The organism is Acidovorax sp. 107 (assembly GCF_003058055.1).
Classification (GTDB): Bacteria; Pseudomonadota; Gammaproteobacteria; order Burkholderiales; family Burkholderiaceae_C; genus Acidovorax.
Window position 1 is genome coordinate 4,517,666 of sequence record NZ_QBTZ01000001.1, and the last position, 17,059, is coordinate 4,534,724.

Genomic DNA, 17,059 nt, shown 5'->3' on the forward strand with positions numbered 1-17,059 from the left:
GGGCCGAATTCAGCAAAGCCGCAGATTATAACCTGCAGCTTATTTTTTCATCAAGCTTCCTGTTCGAGGAAGCGCTGCGCATCCAGCGCGGCCATGCAGCCGGTGCCTGCACTGGTGATGGCTTGGCGGTACACGTGGTCCTGCACGTCGCCGGCGGCAAACACGCCGGGCACGCTGGTCTGGGTGGCAAAACCCTTGAGCCCGCCCTGGGTGATGATGTAGCCGTTTTCCATCTCCAGTTGGCCTTGGAAGATCTCGGTGTTGGGCGCATGGCCGATGGCGATGAAGCAGCCCTGCAGCTTGATGTCGGACGTAGAGCCGTCTTGGGTGCTCTTGACGCGGATGCCCGTCACGCCGGTGTTGTCGCCCAGCACCTCATCCAGGGTGTGGAACAGCTTGAGTTCGATCTTGCCGGCGGCCACCTTCTCGTGGAGCTTGTCCACCAAGATAGGCTCGGCCTTGAACTTGTCGCGGCGGTGCACCAGCGTGACCTTGCGGGCGATGTTCGACAGGTACAGCGCTTCCTCCACCGCCGTATTGCCGCCACCGACCACGCAGACATCCTGCTCGCGGTAGAAGAAACCGTCGCAGGTGGCGCAGCCAGACACGCCCTTGCCCATAAAGGCCTCTTCCGAAGGCAGGCCCAGGTATTTGGCCGATGCGCCCGTGGCCAGGATCAGCGCGTCACAGGTGTAGGTGCCGCTGTCGCCGGTGAGCGTGAAGGGGCGTTTGCTGAAATCGACCTTGTTGATGTGGTCGAAGATGATCTGGGTCTTGAAGCGCTCGGCGTGCTCCAGAAAGCGCTGCATCAACTCCGGCCCCTGTACGCCGTGCACGTCGGCGGGCCAGTTGTCCACCTCGGTCGTGGTCATCAGCTGGCCGCCCTGGGCCATGCCGGTGATGAGCACCGGGTTCAGGTTGGCGCGGGCGGCATACACCGCTGCGGTGTAGCCAGCGGGGCCGGAGCCCAGGATCAGAACTTTCGCGTGTTGGGTGGTGGACATGGTAAAAGCCTGTGTTTTGCGCCCGCTACATGGGGCGCTGTTGGGAAAGCTGGGGGTTGAGCCGCCGAGTATCAACTGGCATCCGCTCGCACGAGTGGCCCCGTTTTCAATCACCGCGATTGTAAGAACCCATTGATAACCCGTTGCGATGCCGGTTGGGTCGCACCCCTGAAAGGAGATGTTTGCATGTCCACGATGTTGTCCAATCTTGACCTGCTGCGCCGGGTGCCCTTGTTCTCGCTGCTGACCGTGGCACAGGCCGAGGTGATCAGCGGCGCGGTGATCAAGCGCCGCTTCAAGCGGGGCGAAGCGCTGGTGGAGCAGGGGCAGAAATCGAACGCCTTGTTCATTCTGCTCACCGGTCGCGCCCGTGTCATGACCGCAGACAGCCGGGGGCGCGAGGTGATTCTGGCCACCCTGGCCCAGGGTGACTACCTGGGCGAGATGAGCATCATCGACAACGAACCCCACTCTGCCACGGTGCGTGCCGAGGTGCAGACCGACGTGCTGATGCTGGGCCGCGCCGAGTTTGCGCGCTGCCTGACCGAGAACGCCTCCATGTCGCTGGTGGTGATGCGCGGGCTGGTCAAGCGCCTGCGCCATGCTGATCGCAAGATTGAGTCACTGGCGTTACTGGATGTGTACGGCCGTGTAGCCCATGCGCTGCTGGATTTTGCGGTGGCCGATGCGCAAGGGCAGCTGCTCATCAAGGACAAAATCTCCCGCCAGGATCTGGCCAAGATGGTCGGAGCGTCCCGCGAGATGGTCAGCCGGGTGATGAAAGACCTGGAGGAGCGCGGCTTCATCGAGGCGCTGCCCAGTGGCGCTACCTTGCTCAAGGACCGCCTGAACGCGCTGGGCTGAAAGCGGGGTGGTGGACCCTGCGCTGGGCGCCCTGCCCAGTGCAATGCATGCGGTAAGCTCACCCCGCACGTTTATGACCTATTCCCTCAATACCCTGAATGCATCGGCTGCGGCCAAGTCGCCGCCGCGCACGGGCGCTGCCCGTTTTGGCCACGAAATCGCCCTGGTGGTGGGCTTGCTGGCCCTGGTTTTCTGGCTGCTGGCGCTGGTCAGCTATTCGGCCCAGGATGCGGCCTGGTCTACCTCCGGCGCCCGCGATGCGCGCTCTGTGGCCAACTGGGCGGGGCGCTTTGGCGCCTGGCTCGCTGATGGCAGCTACTTTGCGCTGGGTTTTTCGGTGTGGTGGTGCGTGGCGGCCGGTGTGCGCGCCTGGCTGTCGTCGCTGGCGCGCTGGATGCGCGGGGGCGAAGGGGTAGCCGGTGCCGCCAGCCCCTTGGTGCGCCGCGCCACGTTCTGGGGCGGGCTGGTGGTGCTGATGTGTTCCAGCGCGGCGCTCGAATGGTCGCGTTTGTACCGGTTTGAGTCGTTCCTGCCCGGGCATGCCGGTGGCGTGCTGGGACACCTGATGGGACCTGCCAGTGTGAAGTGGCTGGGGTTCACGGGCTCGGGCTTGCTGACGATCGTGCTGGCGGTGGCCGGGGCGGCGCTGGTGTTCCGCTTCTCATGGGGCCATGTGGCCGAGGTTCTCGGAGGGCGCATTGATGCGCTGGTGCAAGCCCGCCTGGCAAAACGCGAGGTGGCCAAGGACGTCGCCGTGGGCCGCAAGGCCGCACGCGAGCGCGAGGTGGTGGTGCTCGAGGAGCGCACCGAAAGCGAAGTGCACCACCCAGAGCCCGTGCAGATCATCGAACCGATCCTGGTGGACGTGCCGCAAAGCGCCCGTGTGGTGAAGGAGCGCCAGAAGCCATTGTTCACCGAGATGCCCGACAGCAAGCTGCCGCTGGTGGACCTGCTCGACGGCCCGCTGCAGCGCCAGGAAACCGTGGCGCCCGAGACGCTGGAGATGACCAGCCGCCTCATCGAGAAAAAGCTCAAGGACTTTGGCGTGGAAGTGCGCGTGGTTGCGGCCATGCCCGGCCCGGTGATCACGCGCTACGAGATCGAGCCCGCCACAGGCGTGAAGGGCTCGCAGATCGTGGGCCTGGCCAAGGATTTGGCGCGCTCGCTCAGCCTGGTGTCGATCCGTGTGGTGGAAACCATTCCGGGCAAGAACTACATGGCGCTGGAGCTGCCCAATGCCAAGCGCCAGTCCATCCGACTGTCCGAAATTTTGGGCTCGCAGGTGTACCACGAGGCCAAGAGCATGCTCACCATGGGATTGGGTAAGGACATCGTGGGCAACCCGGTGGTGGCCGACCTGGCCAAGATGCCGCACGTGCTGGTGGCCGGTACCACAGGCTCGGGCAAGTCGGTGGGGATCAACGCGATGATCCTCTCGCTCTTGTACAAGGCCGAGGCGCGCGACGTGCGCCTCTTGATGATCGACCCCAAGATGCTGGAAATGTCGGTCTACGAAGGCATTCCGCACCTGCTGGCGCCCGTGGTGACCGACATGAAGCAGGCCGCGCATGGCCTGAACTGGTGCGTGGCCGAGATGGAGCGCCGCTACAAGCTCATGTCCAAGCTGGGGGTGCGCAACCTGGCGGGTTACAACACCAAGATCGACGAGGCCAAGGCCAAGGAAGAGTTCATCTACAACCCCTTCAGCCTGACGCCCGAGGAGCCCGAGCCGCTGCAGCGCCTGCCCCACATCGTGGTCATCATCGACGAGCTGGCCGACCTGATGATGGTGGTGGGCAAGAAAATCGAAGAGCTGATTGCCCGCCTGGCGCAAAAGGCGCGCGCGGCTGGCATCCACCTGATTTTGGCCACCCAGCGTCCCAGCGTGGACGTGATCACCGGCCTGATCAAGGCCAACATCCCCACCCGCATTGCGTTCTCGGTGGGCTCCAAGATCGACAGCCGCACCATCCTTGACCAGATGGGCGCTGAAGCGCTGCTGGGCATGGGCGACATGCTCTATATGGCCAGCGGCACGGGCCTGCCGATTCGCGTGCACGGTGCTTTTGTGTCGGACGAGGAAGTACACCGTGTCGTCAGTTACCTCAAGGAACAAGGGGAGCCGGACTACATAGAGGGCGTGCTCGAAGGCGGAACTGTGGACGGTGACGGCGATCTGTCAGGGGAGGGCGGTGGTGGCGAAGGGGGCGAGAAAGACCCGATGTACGACCAGGCCGTCGAAGTGGTGCTCAAGGACCGCAAGGCGAGCATCTCGTACGTGCAGCGAAAGCTGCGCATTGGCTACAACCGCTCGGCGCGGCTGCTGGAAGACATGGAAAAAGCCGGACTCGTCAGTGGCTTGACCACCAGCGGCCAGCGCGAGGTGCTGGTACCGAACCGCAGCGAATGACCGGCCGGATCGCAAGGCCGGTCCTACCCCACAGGAGTTTCTGTTGAAAAAGATCGCTACTGCAATTTTGATAGCTGCTGCGGCAAGCGTGGCTAGCGCTGACGGGCTGAAAAGCCTGGAATCCTTCATGAAAGGCACGCAGACGGGCAAGGCTGACTTCACGCAGACCGTGACCTCGCCGCCCAAGGACGGCCAAACTGCGCGCACCAAGACATCGACGGGCAGTTTTGAGTTCCAGCGCCCCGGGCGCTTCAAGTTCGCCTACAAAAAACCGTTTGAGCAGACCATCGTGGCCGACGGCCAGACCCTGTGGCTCTACGACGTGGACCTGAACCAGGTCACGCAGCGCTCGCAGTCGCAGGCTCTGGGCAGCACGCCTGCTGCACTGCTGGCTTCCGCCCCTGACCTGTCTGCGCTGAAGGCCGATTTCACGCTGGAGTCCGCGCCCGATGCGGACGGCCTGCAGTGGGTGCTGGCCAGTCCCAAGACCAAGGACGGTCAGCTCAAGAGCGTGCGCGTGGGCTTTGCAGGCGAGCAGCTGGCGGCCCTGGACATCCTGGACAGCTTTGGCCAGCGCTCGCTGATCCGCTTCAACGGCATGCAGGCCAATGCGGCGCTGCCCGCCAGTACCTTCCAGTTCAAGCCTCCGGCAGGGGCTGATGTGGTGAAGCAGTAATTTTGCTCCCAAAAGAATAGCTGCCAGCGCATGATTTTTATGCGCTAGAGGCCAATTTGGCTTGAAAACCAGCGTGATGTAGACAGGACACGACCATGGCAGCACGCAGTGCCTCCGCCCCTTCCCAGGCTCACCCGGCGCACCCATCCAGCCACCAGCCCTTGGCAGAGCGACTGCGGCCCCGCACGCTGGGTGAGGTGATCGGCCAGCAGCATGTGCTGGGCCCGGGCATGCCGCTGCGGCTGGCGTTTGAATCGGGCCGGCCGCACAGCTGCATCCTGTGGGGCCCGCCGGGCGTGGGCAAGACCACCATTGCGCGCCTGATGGCCGACGCATTCGATGCCCAGTTCATCAGCATCAGTGCCGTGCTGGGCGGGGTCAAGGACATCCGCGAGGCGGTGGAGCAGGCCCAGGCCGCGCGCGACGGCCTCATGCAGCAGCGCACCATCGTGTTTGTCGATGAAGTGCACCGCTTCAACAAGAGCCAGCAGGACGCCTTCTTGCCGCATGTCGAATCGGGCCTGTTCACCTTCATCGGCGCCACCACCGAGAACCCGTCCTTCGAGGTGAACTCCGCGCTGCTCTCGCGTGCTGCGGTGTATGTGCTGCAACCGCTGTCCGAGCAGGACTTGAAGCAAATAGTGGCGCTAGCGCAGAAGGAACATGCGCTTCCAGCTATCGAAGAGGTAGCAATTGATCGCCTGGTGGCCTACGCCGATGGCGACGCGCGCCGCCTGCTCAACACGCTCGAAACCCTGGCCATGGCGGCCGCGCAGGAAAAGCTCACCGAGATCACCGATGCCTGGCTGCTCAAGGTGCTGGGCGAGCGCATGCGCCGCTACGACAAAGGCGGTGAGCAGTTCTACGACACCATCAGCGCGCTGCACAAGTCGGTGCGGGGCTCCGACCCCGATGCGGCGCTGTACTGGCTGGTGCGCATGCTGGACGGCGGCGCTGACCCGCGCTACATGGCGCGCCGCCTGGTGCGCATGGCGGCCGAGGACATCGGCCTGGCCGACCCGCGCGCGCTGCGCCTGGCGCTGGATGCGAGCGAGGTGTACGAGCGGCTGGGCAGCCCCGAAGGCGAGCTGGCACTGGCCGAATGTGTGGTCTACCTGGCCGTCGCGCCCAAGTCCAACGCGGTTTACAAGGCCTACAACGCGGCCCGCGCCTGGGTCAAACAGGATGGCACGCGCCCGGTGCCCATGCACCTGCGCAATGCGCCCACCAAGTTGATGAAGGAGCTCGACTACGGCAAGGGCTACCGCTACGCCCATGACGAGGAGGGCGGCTTTGCGGCGGGCGAGAACTACCTGCCCGAAGGCATGCCTGAGCCCGGCTTCTACCAGCCCGTGGAGCGCGGCCTGGAGATTAAGATCGCTCTGAAGCTGCGTGAACTGCGCGACCGCAATGCCGCAGTTGCCGCGTCCAGCCCCCAGGGTTCGGATACGCCTTCCTGATCGGCGGAGGGGGCGGAGGGCCATGAGGCCGCACATGGCCTGCGGCGTCCCCAGCGCGTCGCACAACCCGCTTTATGCCAATTGCGCATGATCAAGGTAATAAGTTTGCACATCAATTATCCTGCGTGCATCAAAATTCCTTATGCAGTGCGTGGCGCGCTGATGCGGCTAAAACCCGAGGGAAAACCCCGCCCGGCTTGGATTGGGGCAGTTGTGACTACTCGCTACAATCCCGTCCACAAACCCGCACAGCTGCATTCCTGGCGGGTTTTTTGCTACATGGCAGTCGGGCCCACAAGGCTGTACCGATTTCGGTGCCAAAGCGGTGGGTACGTCACAAACGAAGGACTTCTCTTATGGACATTTTGCTGCAACAGATCATCAACGGTCTGGTACTCGGCAGCATGTACGCCTTGATAGCCTTGGGCTACACGATGGTGTACGGCATTATTCAGCTGATCAATTTCGCCCACGGCGAGGTGCTCATGATCGGCGCTCTCACCAGCTGGAGCTGTATTGGAATCATGCAGGCCGCCATGCCCGGCGCGCCGGGCTGGGTCATCTTGCTGCTGGCCACGCTCATAGCGTGCGTGGTGGCCGCCACGCTCAATTTCGTGATCGAAAAGGTGGCTTACAAGCCGCTGCGCACCAGCCCCCGCCTGGCGCCCCTGATCACCGCCATCGGCATGTCGATCCTGCTGCAGACGCTGGCGATGATCATCTGGAAGCCCAACTACAAACCGTATCCCACGCTGCTGCCCAGCACACCGTTCCAGGTGGGCGGCGCGTACATCACCCCCACACAGATCCTGATCCTGGGCGTGACGGCCGTGGCCCTGGCTTCGCTGGTCTATCTGGTCAACCACACCAACCTCGGCCGCGCCATGCGCGCCACGGCTGAGAACCCCCGCGTGGCGTCCCTGATGGGCGTGAAGCCCGACATGGTGATCTCGGCTACCTTCATCATCGGTGCCATCCTGGCGGCCATCGCCGGCATCATGTATGCCTCCAACTACGGCACGGCACAGCACACCATGGGCTTCCTGCCCGGTCTCAAGGCCTTCACGGCGGCGGTGTTTGGCGGTATCGGCAATCTGGCCGGCGCGGTGGTGGGCGGCATCCTGCTGGGCCTCATCGAAGCCATCGGCTCGGGCTACATCGGCACGCTCACGGGCGGTTTGCTGGGCAGCCACTACACCGACATCTTTGCGTTCATCGTGCTCATCATCATCCTGACGCTGCGCCCCTCGGGCCTGCTGGGTGAGCGTGTGGCCGATCGCGCCTGAGGAGCCTCACACCATGAAGAACACCAAAACCAACTGGATCATCGGCGCCGTGGCGCTGCTGGTGCTGCCGCTGATCCTGCAATCCTTCGGCAACGCCTGGGTGCGCATTGCCGACCTGGCCCTGCTGTATGTGCTGCTGGCCCTGGGCCTGAACATCGTGGTCGGCTACGCTGGCCTGCTGGACCTGGGCTACGTGGCGTTCTACGCCGTGGGTGCCTACCTGTTTGCCTTGATGGCCTCGCCGCACCTTGCGGACAACTTTGCGGCGTTTGCCGCCATGTTCCCCAACGGGTTGCACACCTCGCTGTGGATCGTGATACCGGTGGCGGCGTTGCTCGCGGCGTTCTTTGGCGCCATGCTGGGGGCGCCCACGCTCAAGCTGCGGGGTGACTACCTGGCCATCGTGACGCTGGGCTTTGGCGAAATCATCCGCATCTTCCTGAACAACCTGGACCACCCCGTCAACCTGACCAACGGCCCCAAGGGCTTGGGCCAGATCGACTCGGTCAAGATCTTTGGCCTGGACCTGGGCAAGCGGCTGGAGGTGTTCGGTTTCGACATCAACTCCGTCACGCTGTATTACTACCTGTTCATGGTTCTGGTGGTGATCTCCATCGTCATCTGCTACCGCCTGCAGGACTCGCGCATCGGCCGCGCCTGGATGGCCATCCGTGAAGACGAAATCGCTGCCAAGGCGATGGGCATCAACACCCGCAACATGAAGCTGCTCGCCTTCGGCATGGGCGCTTCGTTCGGTGGTGTGTCGGGTGCGATGTTCGGTGCGTTCCAGGGCTTTGTGTCGCCCGAGTCGTTCAGCCTGATGGAGTCGGTCATGATCGTCGCCATGGTGGTGCTGGGCGGCATCGGCCACATTCCTGGCGTGATCCTGGGTGCCGTGCTGCTGTCGGCCCTGCCCGAAGTGCTGCGCTATGTGGCAGGCCCGTTGCAGGCCATGACGGACGGCCGCCTGGACTCCGCCATCCTGCGCCAGCTGCTGATCGCGCTGGCCATGATCATCATCATGCTGATGCGTCCCCGTGGTCTGTGGCCAGCGCCCGACCATGGCAAGAGCCTCACGCAGAAGACCTGAACACCGCAGAAAGTTAGAACATGGCAGAGAACATTCAGAAATCGGCCAGCGACGTGGTGCTGCGGGTTGCCGGCATTTCCAAGCGCTTTGGCGGCCTGCAAGCCCTCTCCGACGTGGGCATCACCATTGAGCGGGGCCAGGTGTATGGCCTGATCGGCCCCAACGGCGCGGGCAAGACCACGTTCTTCAACGTGATCACCGGCCTGTACACCCCCGATGCCGGCACTTTCGAGCTGGCCGGCAAGCCCTACGAGCCCACGGCCGTGCACGAAGTGGCCAAGGCCGGCATCGCCCGCACCTTCCAGAACATTCGCCTGTTTGCCGAAATGACGGCGCTCGAGAACGTGATGGTGGGCCGCCACATCCGCACCAAGTCCGGCCTGCTGGGCGCGGTGCTGCGCACCAAGGGCTTCAAGGAAGAAGAAGCCGCGATTGCCAAGCGTGCCCAGGAACTGCTGGACTACGTGGGCATTGGCAAGTTTGCCGACTACAAGGCGCGCACCCTGTCGTACGGCGACCAGCGCCGCCTCGAAATCGCCCGTGCGCTGGCCACCGACCCGCAGCTCATCGCGCTGGACGAGCCCGCCGCCGGCATGAACGCCACCGAGAAGGTGCAGCTGCGCGAGCTGATCGACCGCATCCGCAACGACAACCGCACCATCCTGCTCATCGAGCACGACGTGAAGCTGGTGATGGGCCTGTGCGACCGTGTGACGGTGCTCGACTACGGCAAGCAGATTGCCGAGGGCAACCCTGCCGAAGTGCAGAAGAACGAAAAAGTGATTGAGGCCTATCTGGGCACCGGAGGACATTGAGAATGGCCGAAAAATCCAACAAGGTACTGCTGCAGGTCAAGGGCCTGAAGGTGGCCTACGGCGGTATCCAGGCCGTGAAGGGCGTGGACTTTGAAGTGCGCGAAGGCGAGCTGGTCTCGCTGATCGGCTCCAACGGTGCTGGCAAGACCACCACCATGAAGGCCATCACCGGCACGCTGCCCATGAACGATGGCGACATCGAATACCTGGGCAAGAGCATCAAGGGCAAGGGCGCCTGGGACCTGGTCAAGGACGGCCTGGTGATGGTGCCGGAAGGCCGTGGCGTGTTCGCCCGCATGACCATCACCGAGAACCTGCAGATGGGCGCCTACATCCGCAAGGACAAGGCGGGCATCCTGGCCGACATCGAGAAGATGTTCACCATCTTCCCGCGCCTGCGCGAGCGCAAGGACCAACTGGCCGGCACCATGTCCGGCGGTGAGCAGCAGATGCTGGCCATGGGCCGGGCGCTGATGAGCCAGCCCAAGGTGCTGCTGCTGGACGAGCCGTCCATGGGCCTGTCGCCCATCATGGTGGACAAGATCTTCGAGGTGGTGCGCGACGTGTACGCCCTGGGCGTGACCATCGTGCTGGTCGAGCAGAACGCCAGCCGCGCGCTGGCGATTGCCGACCGCGGCTATGTGATGGAGTCGGGCCTGATCACCATGACAGGCCCCGGCCAGCAACTGCTCAACGACCCCAAGGTGCGCGCCGCCTACCTGGGCGAATAAGCGACTGCAGCCTGCGCGCCGCTTGCGTGGCGCGGTGCTTTCCAGCAAGGCACTCCCTCGGGAGTGCCTTTTTTTGTGCCCGCTGGTACGGATGGTGGTGAGGGTTTTGCTATTGAAAATATAGCTATCAAAGCATGTAACACCGGCGCTATCAGGCGATTTTGTTCATAATCGGCCGCTTCGTTCACCCACCTGACTTCACAGCACGACCATGAACGCGCTCCAATCCCTGCCCATCTCGCTGCAAACGGTGTTGCTGCTCACGGCCAGCAACATCTTCATGACCTTTGCCTGGTACGGCCACTTGAAGAACCTGGCGTCCTCGCCGTGGTACGTCGCCGCCCTCGTCAGCTGGGGCATTGCCCTGTTTGAATACCTGTTGCAGGTGCCAGCCAACCGCATCGGCTTTACCCAGTTCAACGTGGGGCAGCTCAAGATCATGCAGGAGGTCATCACGCTGGGTGTGTTCGTGCCCTTTGCTGTGTTCTACATGGGCCAGCCCCTGAAATGGGACTACCTCTGGGCCGGACTGTGCCTAGTGGGGGCGGTGTATTTCATCTTCCGCGGCGCCTGAAGCCTGAACCGATCCCCCAGCCGCGTATTTATGGCCCCGCGCATGACTGCATGACGCGGTGGCATCGGCCCCCGCAAGGCGGACGGTTAAACTCGCCGGGTCACGAAAGCGTCATGGTTCTGTCATGGCGCGGCCTTTTCTCACCATTCGTTCCCGATCCAGGAGTCCCCATGCTGTTTGCCAAGCTGTTGCCACGCGAAGGCAATTTTTTCGAAATGTTCAACCAGCATGCGGACCGCATCGTTGAGGCGGCCCGGGCCTTCTCGCAACTGGTGGCCAACTACAGTGATCCGCACCTGCGCGACAAATACAACCAGGACGTGGACAACGCCGAGCGTGCTGCCGACCGCGTGACGCACGAGGTCAACAAGGCCATTCACAAGACCTTCATCACCCCCATCGACCGTGAGCAGATCCACACCCTGATCAACACCATGGACGATGTGGCAGACCTGATCCAGGACTCGGCCGAGACCATGGCGCTGTACGACGTGCGCCACATGACGGAAGAGATCACCCGCCTCACGGACCTGAGCCTCAAGTGCTGTGAGCGCCTGCGTGATGCCGTCAAGCTTCTGGAGAAGATCGCCGATCCGGCTGTGGCCGAGGCCGCGCTCAAGACCTGCGAGGAGATCGACAAGCTCGAATCCGACGCCGACCGCGTGATGCGCAGCGCCATGAGCAAGCTGTTCCGAGAGGAGCCCGATGTGCGCGAGGTGATCAAGCTCAAGGCCATCTACGAGCTGCTGGAGACCATCACTGACAAGTGCGAGGACGTGGCCAACTGCATCGAGGGCATCGTCCTCGAAAACTCCTGAACCCCGCAGGCTGACCAGTATGGAAACCGTACAGACGGCCCTCTGGGTTGTGGTTCTGCTTGTGGCCTTGGCGATCCTGTTCGACTTCATGAACGGGTTCCACGACGCGGCCAATTCGATTGCCACGGTGGTCTCCACCGGCGTGCTCAAGCCCGCGCAGGCGGTGCTGTTTGCCGCCTTCTTCAATTTTGTGGCGATCTTCATCTTCCACCTGAGCGTGGCGGCGACGGTGGGCAAGGGCATCGTGCAGCCCGGCATTGTGGACACGCACGTGGTGTTTGGCGCCCTGGTGGGTGCGATCACCTGGAACGTGATCACCTGGTACTACGGCATCCCCAGCAGTTCCTCGCATGCGCTCATCGGCGGCATCGTGGGCGCGGTGATTGCGAAGGCGGGGGCAGGTGCACTGATCTCTGCGGGCATCCTCAAGACGGTGGCGTTCATCTTTGTGTCTCCGCTGCTGGGTTTTGCGCTGGGTTCGCTCATGATGGTGGCAGTGGCCTGGATCTTCCGGCGCACGCGTCCGAGCAAGGTGGACAAGTGGTTCCGCCGGTTGCAGCTGTTGTCTGCGGGCGCCTACAGCCTGGGTCACGGTGGCAACGATGCGCAAAAGACCATCGGCATCATCTGGCTGCTGCTGATCGCCACGGGGTACTCGTCGGCGTCCGATGCGTCGCCACCCACATGGGCCATCATCAGCTGTTACGTGGCCATTGGCCTCGGGACCATGTTTGGCGGCTGGCGCATCGTGAAGACCATGGGCCAGAAGATCACCAAGCTCAAGCCCGTGGGCGGCTTCTGTGCCGAAACGGGGGGCGCCATGACGCTGTTCCTGGCCACCATGCTGGGCATCCCGGTGTCCACCACGCACACCATCACGGGCGCCATCGTCGGTGTGGGCTCCACCCAGCGTGCCAGCGCCGTGCGCTGGGGCGTGGCGGGCAACATCATCTGGGCGTGGATTCTGACCATCCCGGCCAGTGCGTTTGTGGCCGCCGTCGCCTACTGGATCAGCCTGCAGCTGTTCTGATGGCGAAGATGTCCTGAATGCTATTGAAAATATAGCGTCTGAGGTAATTAAAACGGGCGCATACGGCCTGTTGAAGCTCTTTCGAGTCCCTTTTGACGCCCCATCGAGTGCAAACTCGCTGGGGCGTCTGCTTTTGCGGCTGTCTCGAGGTTACTGCGAGATCTTGCGCGCTTCCTCGATCTGGTACTCAAAGTACCGCTGGAAGCTGAACGCCAAGCTGGCCATCAGTACCGTGGTGCCGATCAGCAGGGACACCACGATGGCGCCCACGGTGATCCACTGCGTCCTGCCGGGGGGGGCGTCGGGCGCGGCTGTGGGGTTGTAGCGGGCATTCCACACCTCCGGCGTCATCAACGCGTACAAGATGGCGCGCAGCGCGCACGCCGCAATGGTGAAGCCCAGCAGCGGGATCAGCACCCAGCTGTAGTGGTCGTCCTGGCCGAGTTGCTGCACCCGCTGGATGCCGTAAATGCCCAGGGCCGTGGGAATGGGCAGCAACCAGCCCAACATGTCGGACAGGCCATGCAGATAGAAGCGGTGCAGGCCCAGAGGCCCGCCCACGAAGGCGAGCCAGGCCGCCACGGTTTTGTTTTTCATGCGGGGCATTGTGTTACTCGGGAGAGGTGGTGTCGCCCGCACCCAGGGTTTTTTCCATGAGCACGATGTCGCGCCAGGCACCGAACTTCCAGCCCACCGAGCGCATGACGCCCACATCCGTAAAACCCAGCGCCCGGTGCACCCCGATGGAGCCGGCGTTGGCGGAGTCACCAATCACCGCCAGCAGTTTGCGTACGCCGACGGCCTCGGCCTGCACGGCCAGCTCGGCCAGCAGCTTGCGACCCAGACCCATGCCACGGGCGCTGTCGGCCACGTAGATCGAATCCTCGGCCGAGAAACGGTAGGCCGGGCGGGGCTTGAACCAGTTGGCGTAGGCGAAACCCAGCACCTGCCCGTCCTGCTCGGCCACCAGCCAGGGCAGGCCACGTGCCAGCACGTCAGCGCGGCGGCCCGCCATGTCGGCTTCGGTGGGTGGATCAATCTCGAACGTGCCCGTGCCGTGGAGCACATGGTGTTGGTAAATGGCGGTAATTGCGGAGATATCGCTGTCGGTGCTGGGGCGGATGGTGGACATTGGAACAAATAGATATAATCGCGGGCTTTGCAGCGTGTCGCTGGCCGGGTGGCCATGTCGCGTGTCTCAAGCGTTGCGAATATGGTTGCGAACACTGTGGCTTACGGCAAATGTTGCCGGAGTTCACCACCCGAAGGATAAATCATGGTCGTCATTCGACTCTCCCGCGGCGGCTCCAAGGGCCGTCCTTTCTTCAACATCGTCGTTGCTGACAAGCGCGTGCGCCGTGATGGCCGCTTCATCGAGCGCATCGGTTTTTACAACCCCACCGCCAAGGAATCCGAAGAAGGCCTGCGCATCGTGCAAGACCGTCTGGCTTACTGGGTGGGCGTCGGCGCTCAGTCCTCCCCCACGGTGGACCGCCTGATCAAGCAAGCCGCCAAGAAGGCTGCTTAAAGCTCCCTGAAAAGGGCGGGTTCCGTCGGCTAGCCTGGCGGAACCCGCCCTTTTCTCATTCTGGATTCACTGCCATGGCCACCACACCATTGACCCTCGAACCCGCAGAACTACCTGCCGACGCCATTGAAGTGGGGCGTATCGCAGATGCCTGGGGCGTCAAGGGCTGGTTCAAGGTGCTGCCGCACAGCAGCAATCCCGAGGCACTTTTTTCTTCCAAGCAATGGTATCTGCAGCCGTCCGAGCGGGGAGCCAAGACCTTCAGCGGCACGGTACAGCTGCCCATCCGCCAGGCCAAGGCCCATTCGGATTCCGTGGTGGCGTGGGCGCAGGGCATCGACGACCGCAATGGTGCAGAGGCGTTGCGGGGCGCGCGGATCTTTGTGCCCCGGTCCACTTTCCCGTCCACTTCGGATGACGAGTACTACTGGGTCGATCTGATTGGCCTGTCGGTCCTCAACCGCGAAGGTGTGGCGCTGGGCCAAGTGCGCGAGCTGATGTCCACCGGTCCCCAGACTGTGCTCGTGCTGGCCTATGAGCAGGATGGCAAGCCGCAGGAGCGCATGATCCCGTTTGTTTCGGCGTTCGTGGACAAGGTGGACTTGGCCGAAAAGCGCATCACCGTGGACTGGCAGCCCGACTACTGACAGGCGCTCCCCGAACCGCGCCGCGCACCATGCGCTTTGACATCATCACCCTTTTTCCTGAGCTGTTTGCCCCTTTCCTGGCGAGCGGCGTGACCCGGCGCGCCTACGCCAGCGGCCAGGTCGATGTGCGTCTGTGGAATCCGCGCGACTACGCAGATGGCAACTACCGCCGGGTGGATGACCGTCCGTTTGGCGGCGGCCCGGGCATGGTGATGATGGCCGAACCGTTGGCGCGCTGCCTGGTGGCTATCCGGGCGGAGCGGGGTGAACCCGAGGAGGCTCAGGCGCCTCTGGTGCTTTTTTCTCCCATTGGTGAGTCGCTGAACCACGCCGCTGTGGAACGCTGGTCTGGCAGCGAGGGGGCGGTGTTGCTGTGCGGTCGCTACGAAGGCATCGACCAGCGGTTCATCGATGCGCACGTGAATGTGCAGATGAGCTTGGGCGACTTCGTGCTCTCGGGCGGTGAGATTGCCGCCATGGCGCTGTTGGACGCCGTGGCGCGCCTGCAGCCCGGCGTGCTCAATGACGAGGGCAGCCACCAGCTCGACAGCTTCAATCCGGCGCTCGATGGCTTGCTGGACTGTCCGCACTACACGCGGCCCGAGGAGTGGGCGGGGCTGCCAGTGCCCGCTGCGCTCATGTCGGGCCACCATGCGCAGATCGAGCGCTGGCGGCGCGACCAGCGCCTGGCCACCACGGCCCGCCACCGGCCTGATCTCATCGATGCCGCGCGCAAAGCGGGGCGTCTGGCGCCTGCCGACGAAGCAGTATTGGCCAAGCTCGTCTGAATTGCTATAATCAAAGGCTTTTCGATCCTCTGGCCGGCCGTTTTGACTGGGAGTTCTCCCGCAAAACACTGAGGCGTCAATCCCGACGCAGCCATTTTTGGCGCGGACAAGATCACTAGGAAACTCACATGAACCTGATCCAGACCCTGGAAGCGGAAGAAATTGCCCGCTTGAACAAGACCATCCCCGAATTCGCCCCTGGTGACACCGTCATCGTGAGCGTGAACGTGGTGGAAGGTACCCGCAAGCGCGTGCAGGCTTACGAAGGCGTGGTGATTGCCAAGCGCAATCGCGGCCTGAACAGCGGCTTCACCGTGCGCAAGATCTCCAGCGGCGAAGGCGTGGAACGTACGTTCCAGACCTACAGCCCGCTGATCGCCAGCATCGAAGTCAAGCGCCGTGGTGACGTGCGCCGTGCCAAGCTGTACTACCTGCGCGAGCGCAGCGGCAAGTCGGCACGTATCAAGGAAAAGCTGCCTTCGCGCGTCAAGGCTGCTGCCACCGCCGCATAAGGCGCGGGCTCGTCCTGACAAGCCGCTACAGCATCTGCCTGTAGCGGCTTTTTGTTTTTTGGCCCGTTGAATCAGCATCCGTGAACCCTCCTTCCCCTCCCGCCGTCTCATCGGTCATTGCGCCTCTGTCGAGTCTGCCCGACTTTGACCCCCGCCTGGTGCCAGTCGTGGGTGTGGACGCGCACCTGCCCGCCGTGCCCCTGACGGTACAGACGCCCGATGCGCTGCGTGCGCGTTTTGCGCAGCCGCCGCAATGGGAGCCGGAGGTGGTGCTGGAAAAGAAGTTCATGAACCGCGAGCCAGCCCACGCGTCCGTGTTGCTGGCGATTGTGCTGCGCGAGCAGCCCATGGTGCTGCTGACGGAGCGCACCGCGCATCTGTCCACCCATTCCGGGCAGGTCGCCTTCCCCGGTGGGCGGGCGGACCCTGAAGATGCCAGTCCGGCCGAAACTGCCTTGCGTGAAGCGCAGGAAGAAGTGGGCCTGGGCCGTGAGTTTGTCGAGGTGCTGGGAGCGCTGCCAACTTATGTGACCGGCTCTTCGTTCATCATCACCCCGGTAGTTGCGCTGGTGCAGCCGGACTGCGTGCTGCGGCCCAACCCTTATGAGGTGGCCGATTTGTTCGAGGTGCCACTGGCCTTCCTGCTCGACCCCTCCCACCACCGCCGCCATGTGTTCGATCGCGATGGCGTGCACCGCGAGTGGTTCTCCATGCCGTACCAGCAGGGGGACAAAACCCATTTCATCTGGGGTGCTACGGCGGGCATGCTGCGCAATTTCTACCGGTTCATGCAAGCCTGAGCCTGCTGCGCACGCCGTGGGGTGCA

General features: G+C 63.3%; 19 protein-coding genes. 16 read left to right on the top strand and 3 right to left on the bottom strand.

Annotated elements, in window-relative coordinates; all coding sequences use genetic code 11:
- Positions 1 to 50: 50 nt before the first annotated feature.
- Positions 51 to 1,004 carry a thioredoxin-disulfide reductase gene (trxB, locus tag C8C99_RS21075; RefSeq protein ID WP_108626807.1) on the bottom strand — a complete coding sequence of 318 codons (954 nt, stop codon included), beginning with the start codon at positions 1,002 to 1,004 and terminating at the stop codon, positions 51 to 53.
- A gap of 186 nt (positions 1,005 to 1,190) precedes the next feature.
- On the opposite strand from trxB, the gene C8C99_RS21080 reads away from it, so the two are divergent.
- From C8C99_RS21080 to C8C99_RS21130, 11 genes are all read left to right on the top strand, one after another.
- Positions 1,191 to 1,868, top strand: coding sequence for a Crp/Fnr family transcriptional regulator (locus C8C99_RS21080; protein ID WP_056646494.1), 678 nt, complete (start codon positions 1,191 to 1,193; stop codon positions 1,866 to 1,868).
- Between the two features lie 73 nt (positions 1,869 to 1,941).
- The gene (locus tag C8C99_RS21085; RefSeq protein WP_108627257.1) at positions 1,942 to 4,278 is read left to right on the top strand and encodes a DNA translocase FtsK; all 2,337 of its coding nucleotides are present in this window, start codon (positions 1,942 to 1,944) and stop codon (positions 4,276 to 4,278) included.
- A gap of 43 nt (positions 4,279 to 4,321) precedes the next feature.
- The gene (gene lolA / locus C8C99_RS21090; protein WP_056646490.1) at positions 4,322 to 4,954 is read left to right on the top strand and encodes an outer membrane lipoprotein chaperone LolA; all 633 of its coding nucleotides are present in this window, start codon (positions 4,322 to 4,324) and stop codon (positions 4,952 to 4,954) included.
- Between the two features lie 95 nt (positions 4,955 to 5,049).
- Complete coding sequence (locus C8C99_RS21095) at positions 5,050 to 6,414, top strand: replication-associated recombination protein A (RefSeq protein WP_056646488.1); 1,365 nt, start codon at positions 5,050 to 5,052, stop codon at positions 6,412 to 6,414.
- A 356-nt stretch (positions 6,415 to 6,770) separates the two neighbouring features.
- Positions 6,771 to 7,700, top strand: a complete 930-nt coding sequence (locus C8C99_RS21100) for a branched-chain amino acid ABC transporter permease (RefSeq protein WP_056646486.1) — start codon at positions 6,771 to 6,773, stop codon at positions 7,698 to 7,700.
- A 13-nt stretch (positions 7,701 to 7,713) separates the two neighbouring features.
- The gene (locus C8C99_RS21105) at positions 7,714 to 8,790 is read left to right on the top strand and encodes an ABC transporter ATP-binding protein (RefSeq protein ID WP_056646484.1); all 1,077 of its coding nucleotides are present in this window, start codon (positions 7,714 to 7,716) and stop codon (positions 8,788 to 8,790) included.
- A 20-nt stretch (positions 8,791 to 8,810) separates the two neighbouring features.
- Positions 8,811 to 9,605 carry an ABC transporter ATP-binding protein gene (locus tag C8C99_RS21110; RefSeq protein ID WP_056646482.1) on the top strand — a complete coding sequence of 265 codons (795 nt, stop codon included), beginning with the start codon at positions 8,811 to 8,813 and terminating at the stop codon, positions 9,603 to 9,605.
- Between the two features lie 2 nt (positions 9,606 to 9,607).
- Positions 9,608 to 10,336: an ABC transporter ATP-binding protein gene (locus tag C8C99_RS21115; protein ID WP_056646480.1), complete on the top strand. Its 729-nt coding sequence runs from the start codon at positions 9,608 to 9,610 to the stop codon at positions 10,334 to 10,336.
- Positions 10,337 to 10,547: 211 nt separating this feature from the next.
- On the top strand, positions 10,548 to 10,910 hold the full coding sequence (locus C8C99_RS21120; protein ID WP_015013099.1) for a DMT family protein: 363 nt from the start codon (positions 10,548 to 10,550) through the stop codon (positions 10,908 to 10,910).
- A gap of 170 nt (positions 10,911 to 11,080) precedes the next feature.
- A complete protein-coding gene (locus tag C8C99_RS21125) occupies positions 11,081 to 11,728 on the top strand; it encodes a DUF47 domain-containing protein (RefSeq protein ID WP_015013100.1) in 648 nt (215 codons plus the stop codon).
- Positions 11,729 to 11,747: 19 nt separating this feature from the next.
- Complete coding sequence (locus tag C8C99_RS21130) at positions 11,748 to 12,758, top strand: inorganic phosphate transporter (protein WP_056646479.1); 1,011 nt, start codon at positions 11,748 to 11,750, stop codon at positions 12,756 to 12,758.
- Between the two features lie 150 nt (positions 12,759 to 12,908).
- Here C8C99_RS21130 and C8C99_RS21135 read toward each other — a convergent pair whose 3' ends face one another.
- Together C8C99_RS21135 and C8C99_RS21140 are read right to left on the bottom strand one after the other, a co-directional pair.
- The gene (locus tag C8C99_RS21135; protein ID WP_056646477.1) at positions 12,909 to 13,355 is read right to left on the bottom strand and encodes a TM2 domain-containing protein; all 447 of its coding nucleotides are present in this window, start codon (positions 13,353 to 13,355) and stop codon (positions 12,909 to 12,911) included.
- A 13-nt stretch (positions 13,356 to 13,368) separates the two neighbouring features.
- Positions 13,369 to 13,890: a GNAT family N-acetyltransferase gene (locus C8C99_RS21140; protein ID WP_056646475.1), complete on the bottom strand. Its 522-nt coding sequence runs from the start codon at positions 13,888 to 13,890 to the stop codon at positions 13,369 to 13,371.
- A 144-nt stretch (positions 13,891 to 14,034) separates the two neighbouring features.
- Here C8C99_RS21140 and rpsP point away from each other — a divergent pair, with 144 nt between their 5' ends.
- From rpsP to C8C99_RS21165, 5 genes are all read left to right on the top strand, one after another.
- Positions 14,035 to 14,286, top strand: coding sequence for a 30S ribosomal protein S16 (rpsP, locus tag C8C99_RS21145; RefSeq protein ID WP_015013104.1), 252 nt, complete (start codon positions 14,035 to 14,037; stop codon positions 14,284 to 14,286).
- Positions 14,287 to 14,360: 74 nt separating this feature from the next.
- A complete protein-coding gene (gene rimM / locus C8C99_RS21150; protein WP_056646474.1) occupies positions 14,361 to 14,933 on the top strand; it encodes a ribosome maturation factor RimM in 573 nt (190 codons plus the stop codon).
- 29 nt (positions 14,934 to 14,962) lie between these two features.
- On the top strand, positions 14,963 to 15,721 hold the full coding sequence (gene trmD / locus C8C99_RS21155; RefSeq protein ID WP_108626808.1) for a tRNA (guanosine(37)-N1)-methyltransferase TrmD: 759 nt from the start codon (positions 14,963 to 14,965) through the stop codon (positions 15,719 to 15,721).
- A 128-nt stretch (positions 15,722 to 15,849) separates the two neighbouring features.
- Positions 15,850 to 16,233 carry a 50S ribosomal protein L19 gene (gene rplS, locus C8C99_RS21160; protein ID WP_056646470.1) on the top strand — a complete coding sequence of 128 codons (384 nt, stop codon included), beginning with the start codon at positions 15,850 to 15,852 and terminating at the stop codon, positions 16,231 to 16,233.
- A gap of 80 nt (positions 16,234 to 16,313) precedes the next feature.
- On the top strand, positions 16,314 to 17,033 hold the full coding sequence (locus C8C99_RS21165; protein ID WP_199226469.1) for a CoA pyrophosphatase: 720 nt from the start codon (positions 16,314 to 16,316) through the stop codon (positions 17,031 to 17,033).
- Positions 17,034 to 17,059 lie beyond the last annotated feature (26 nt).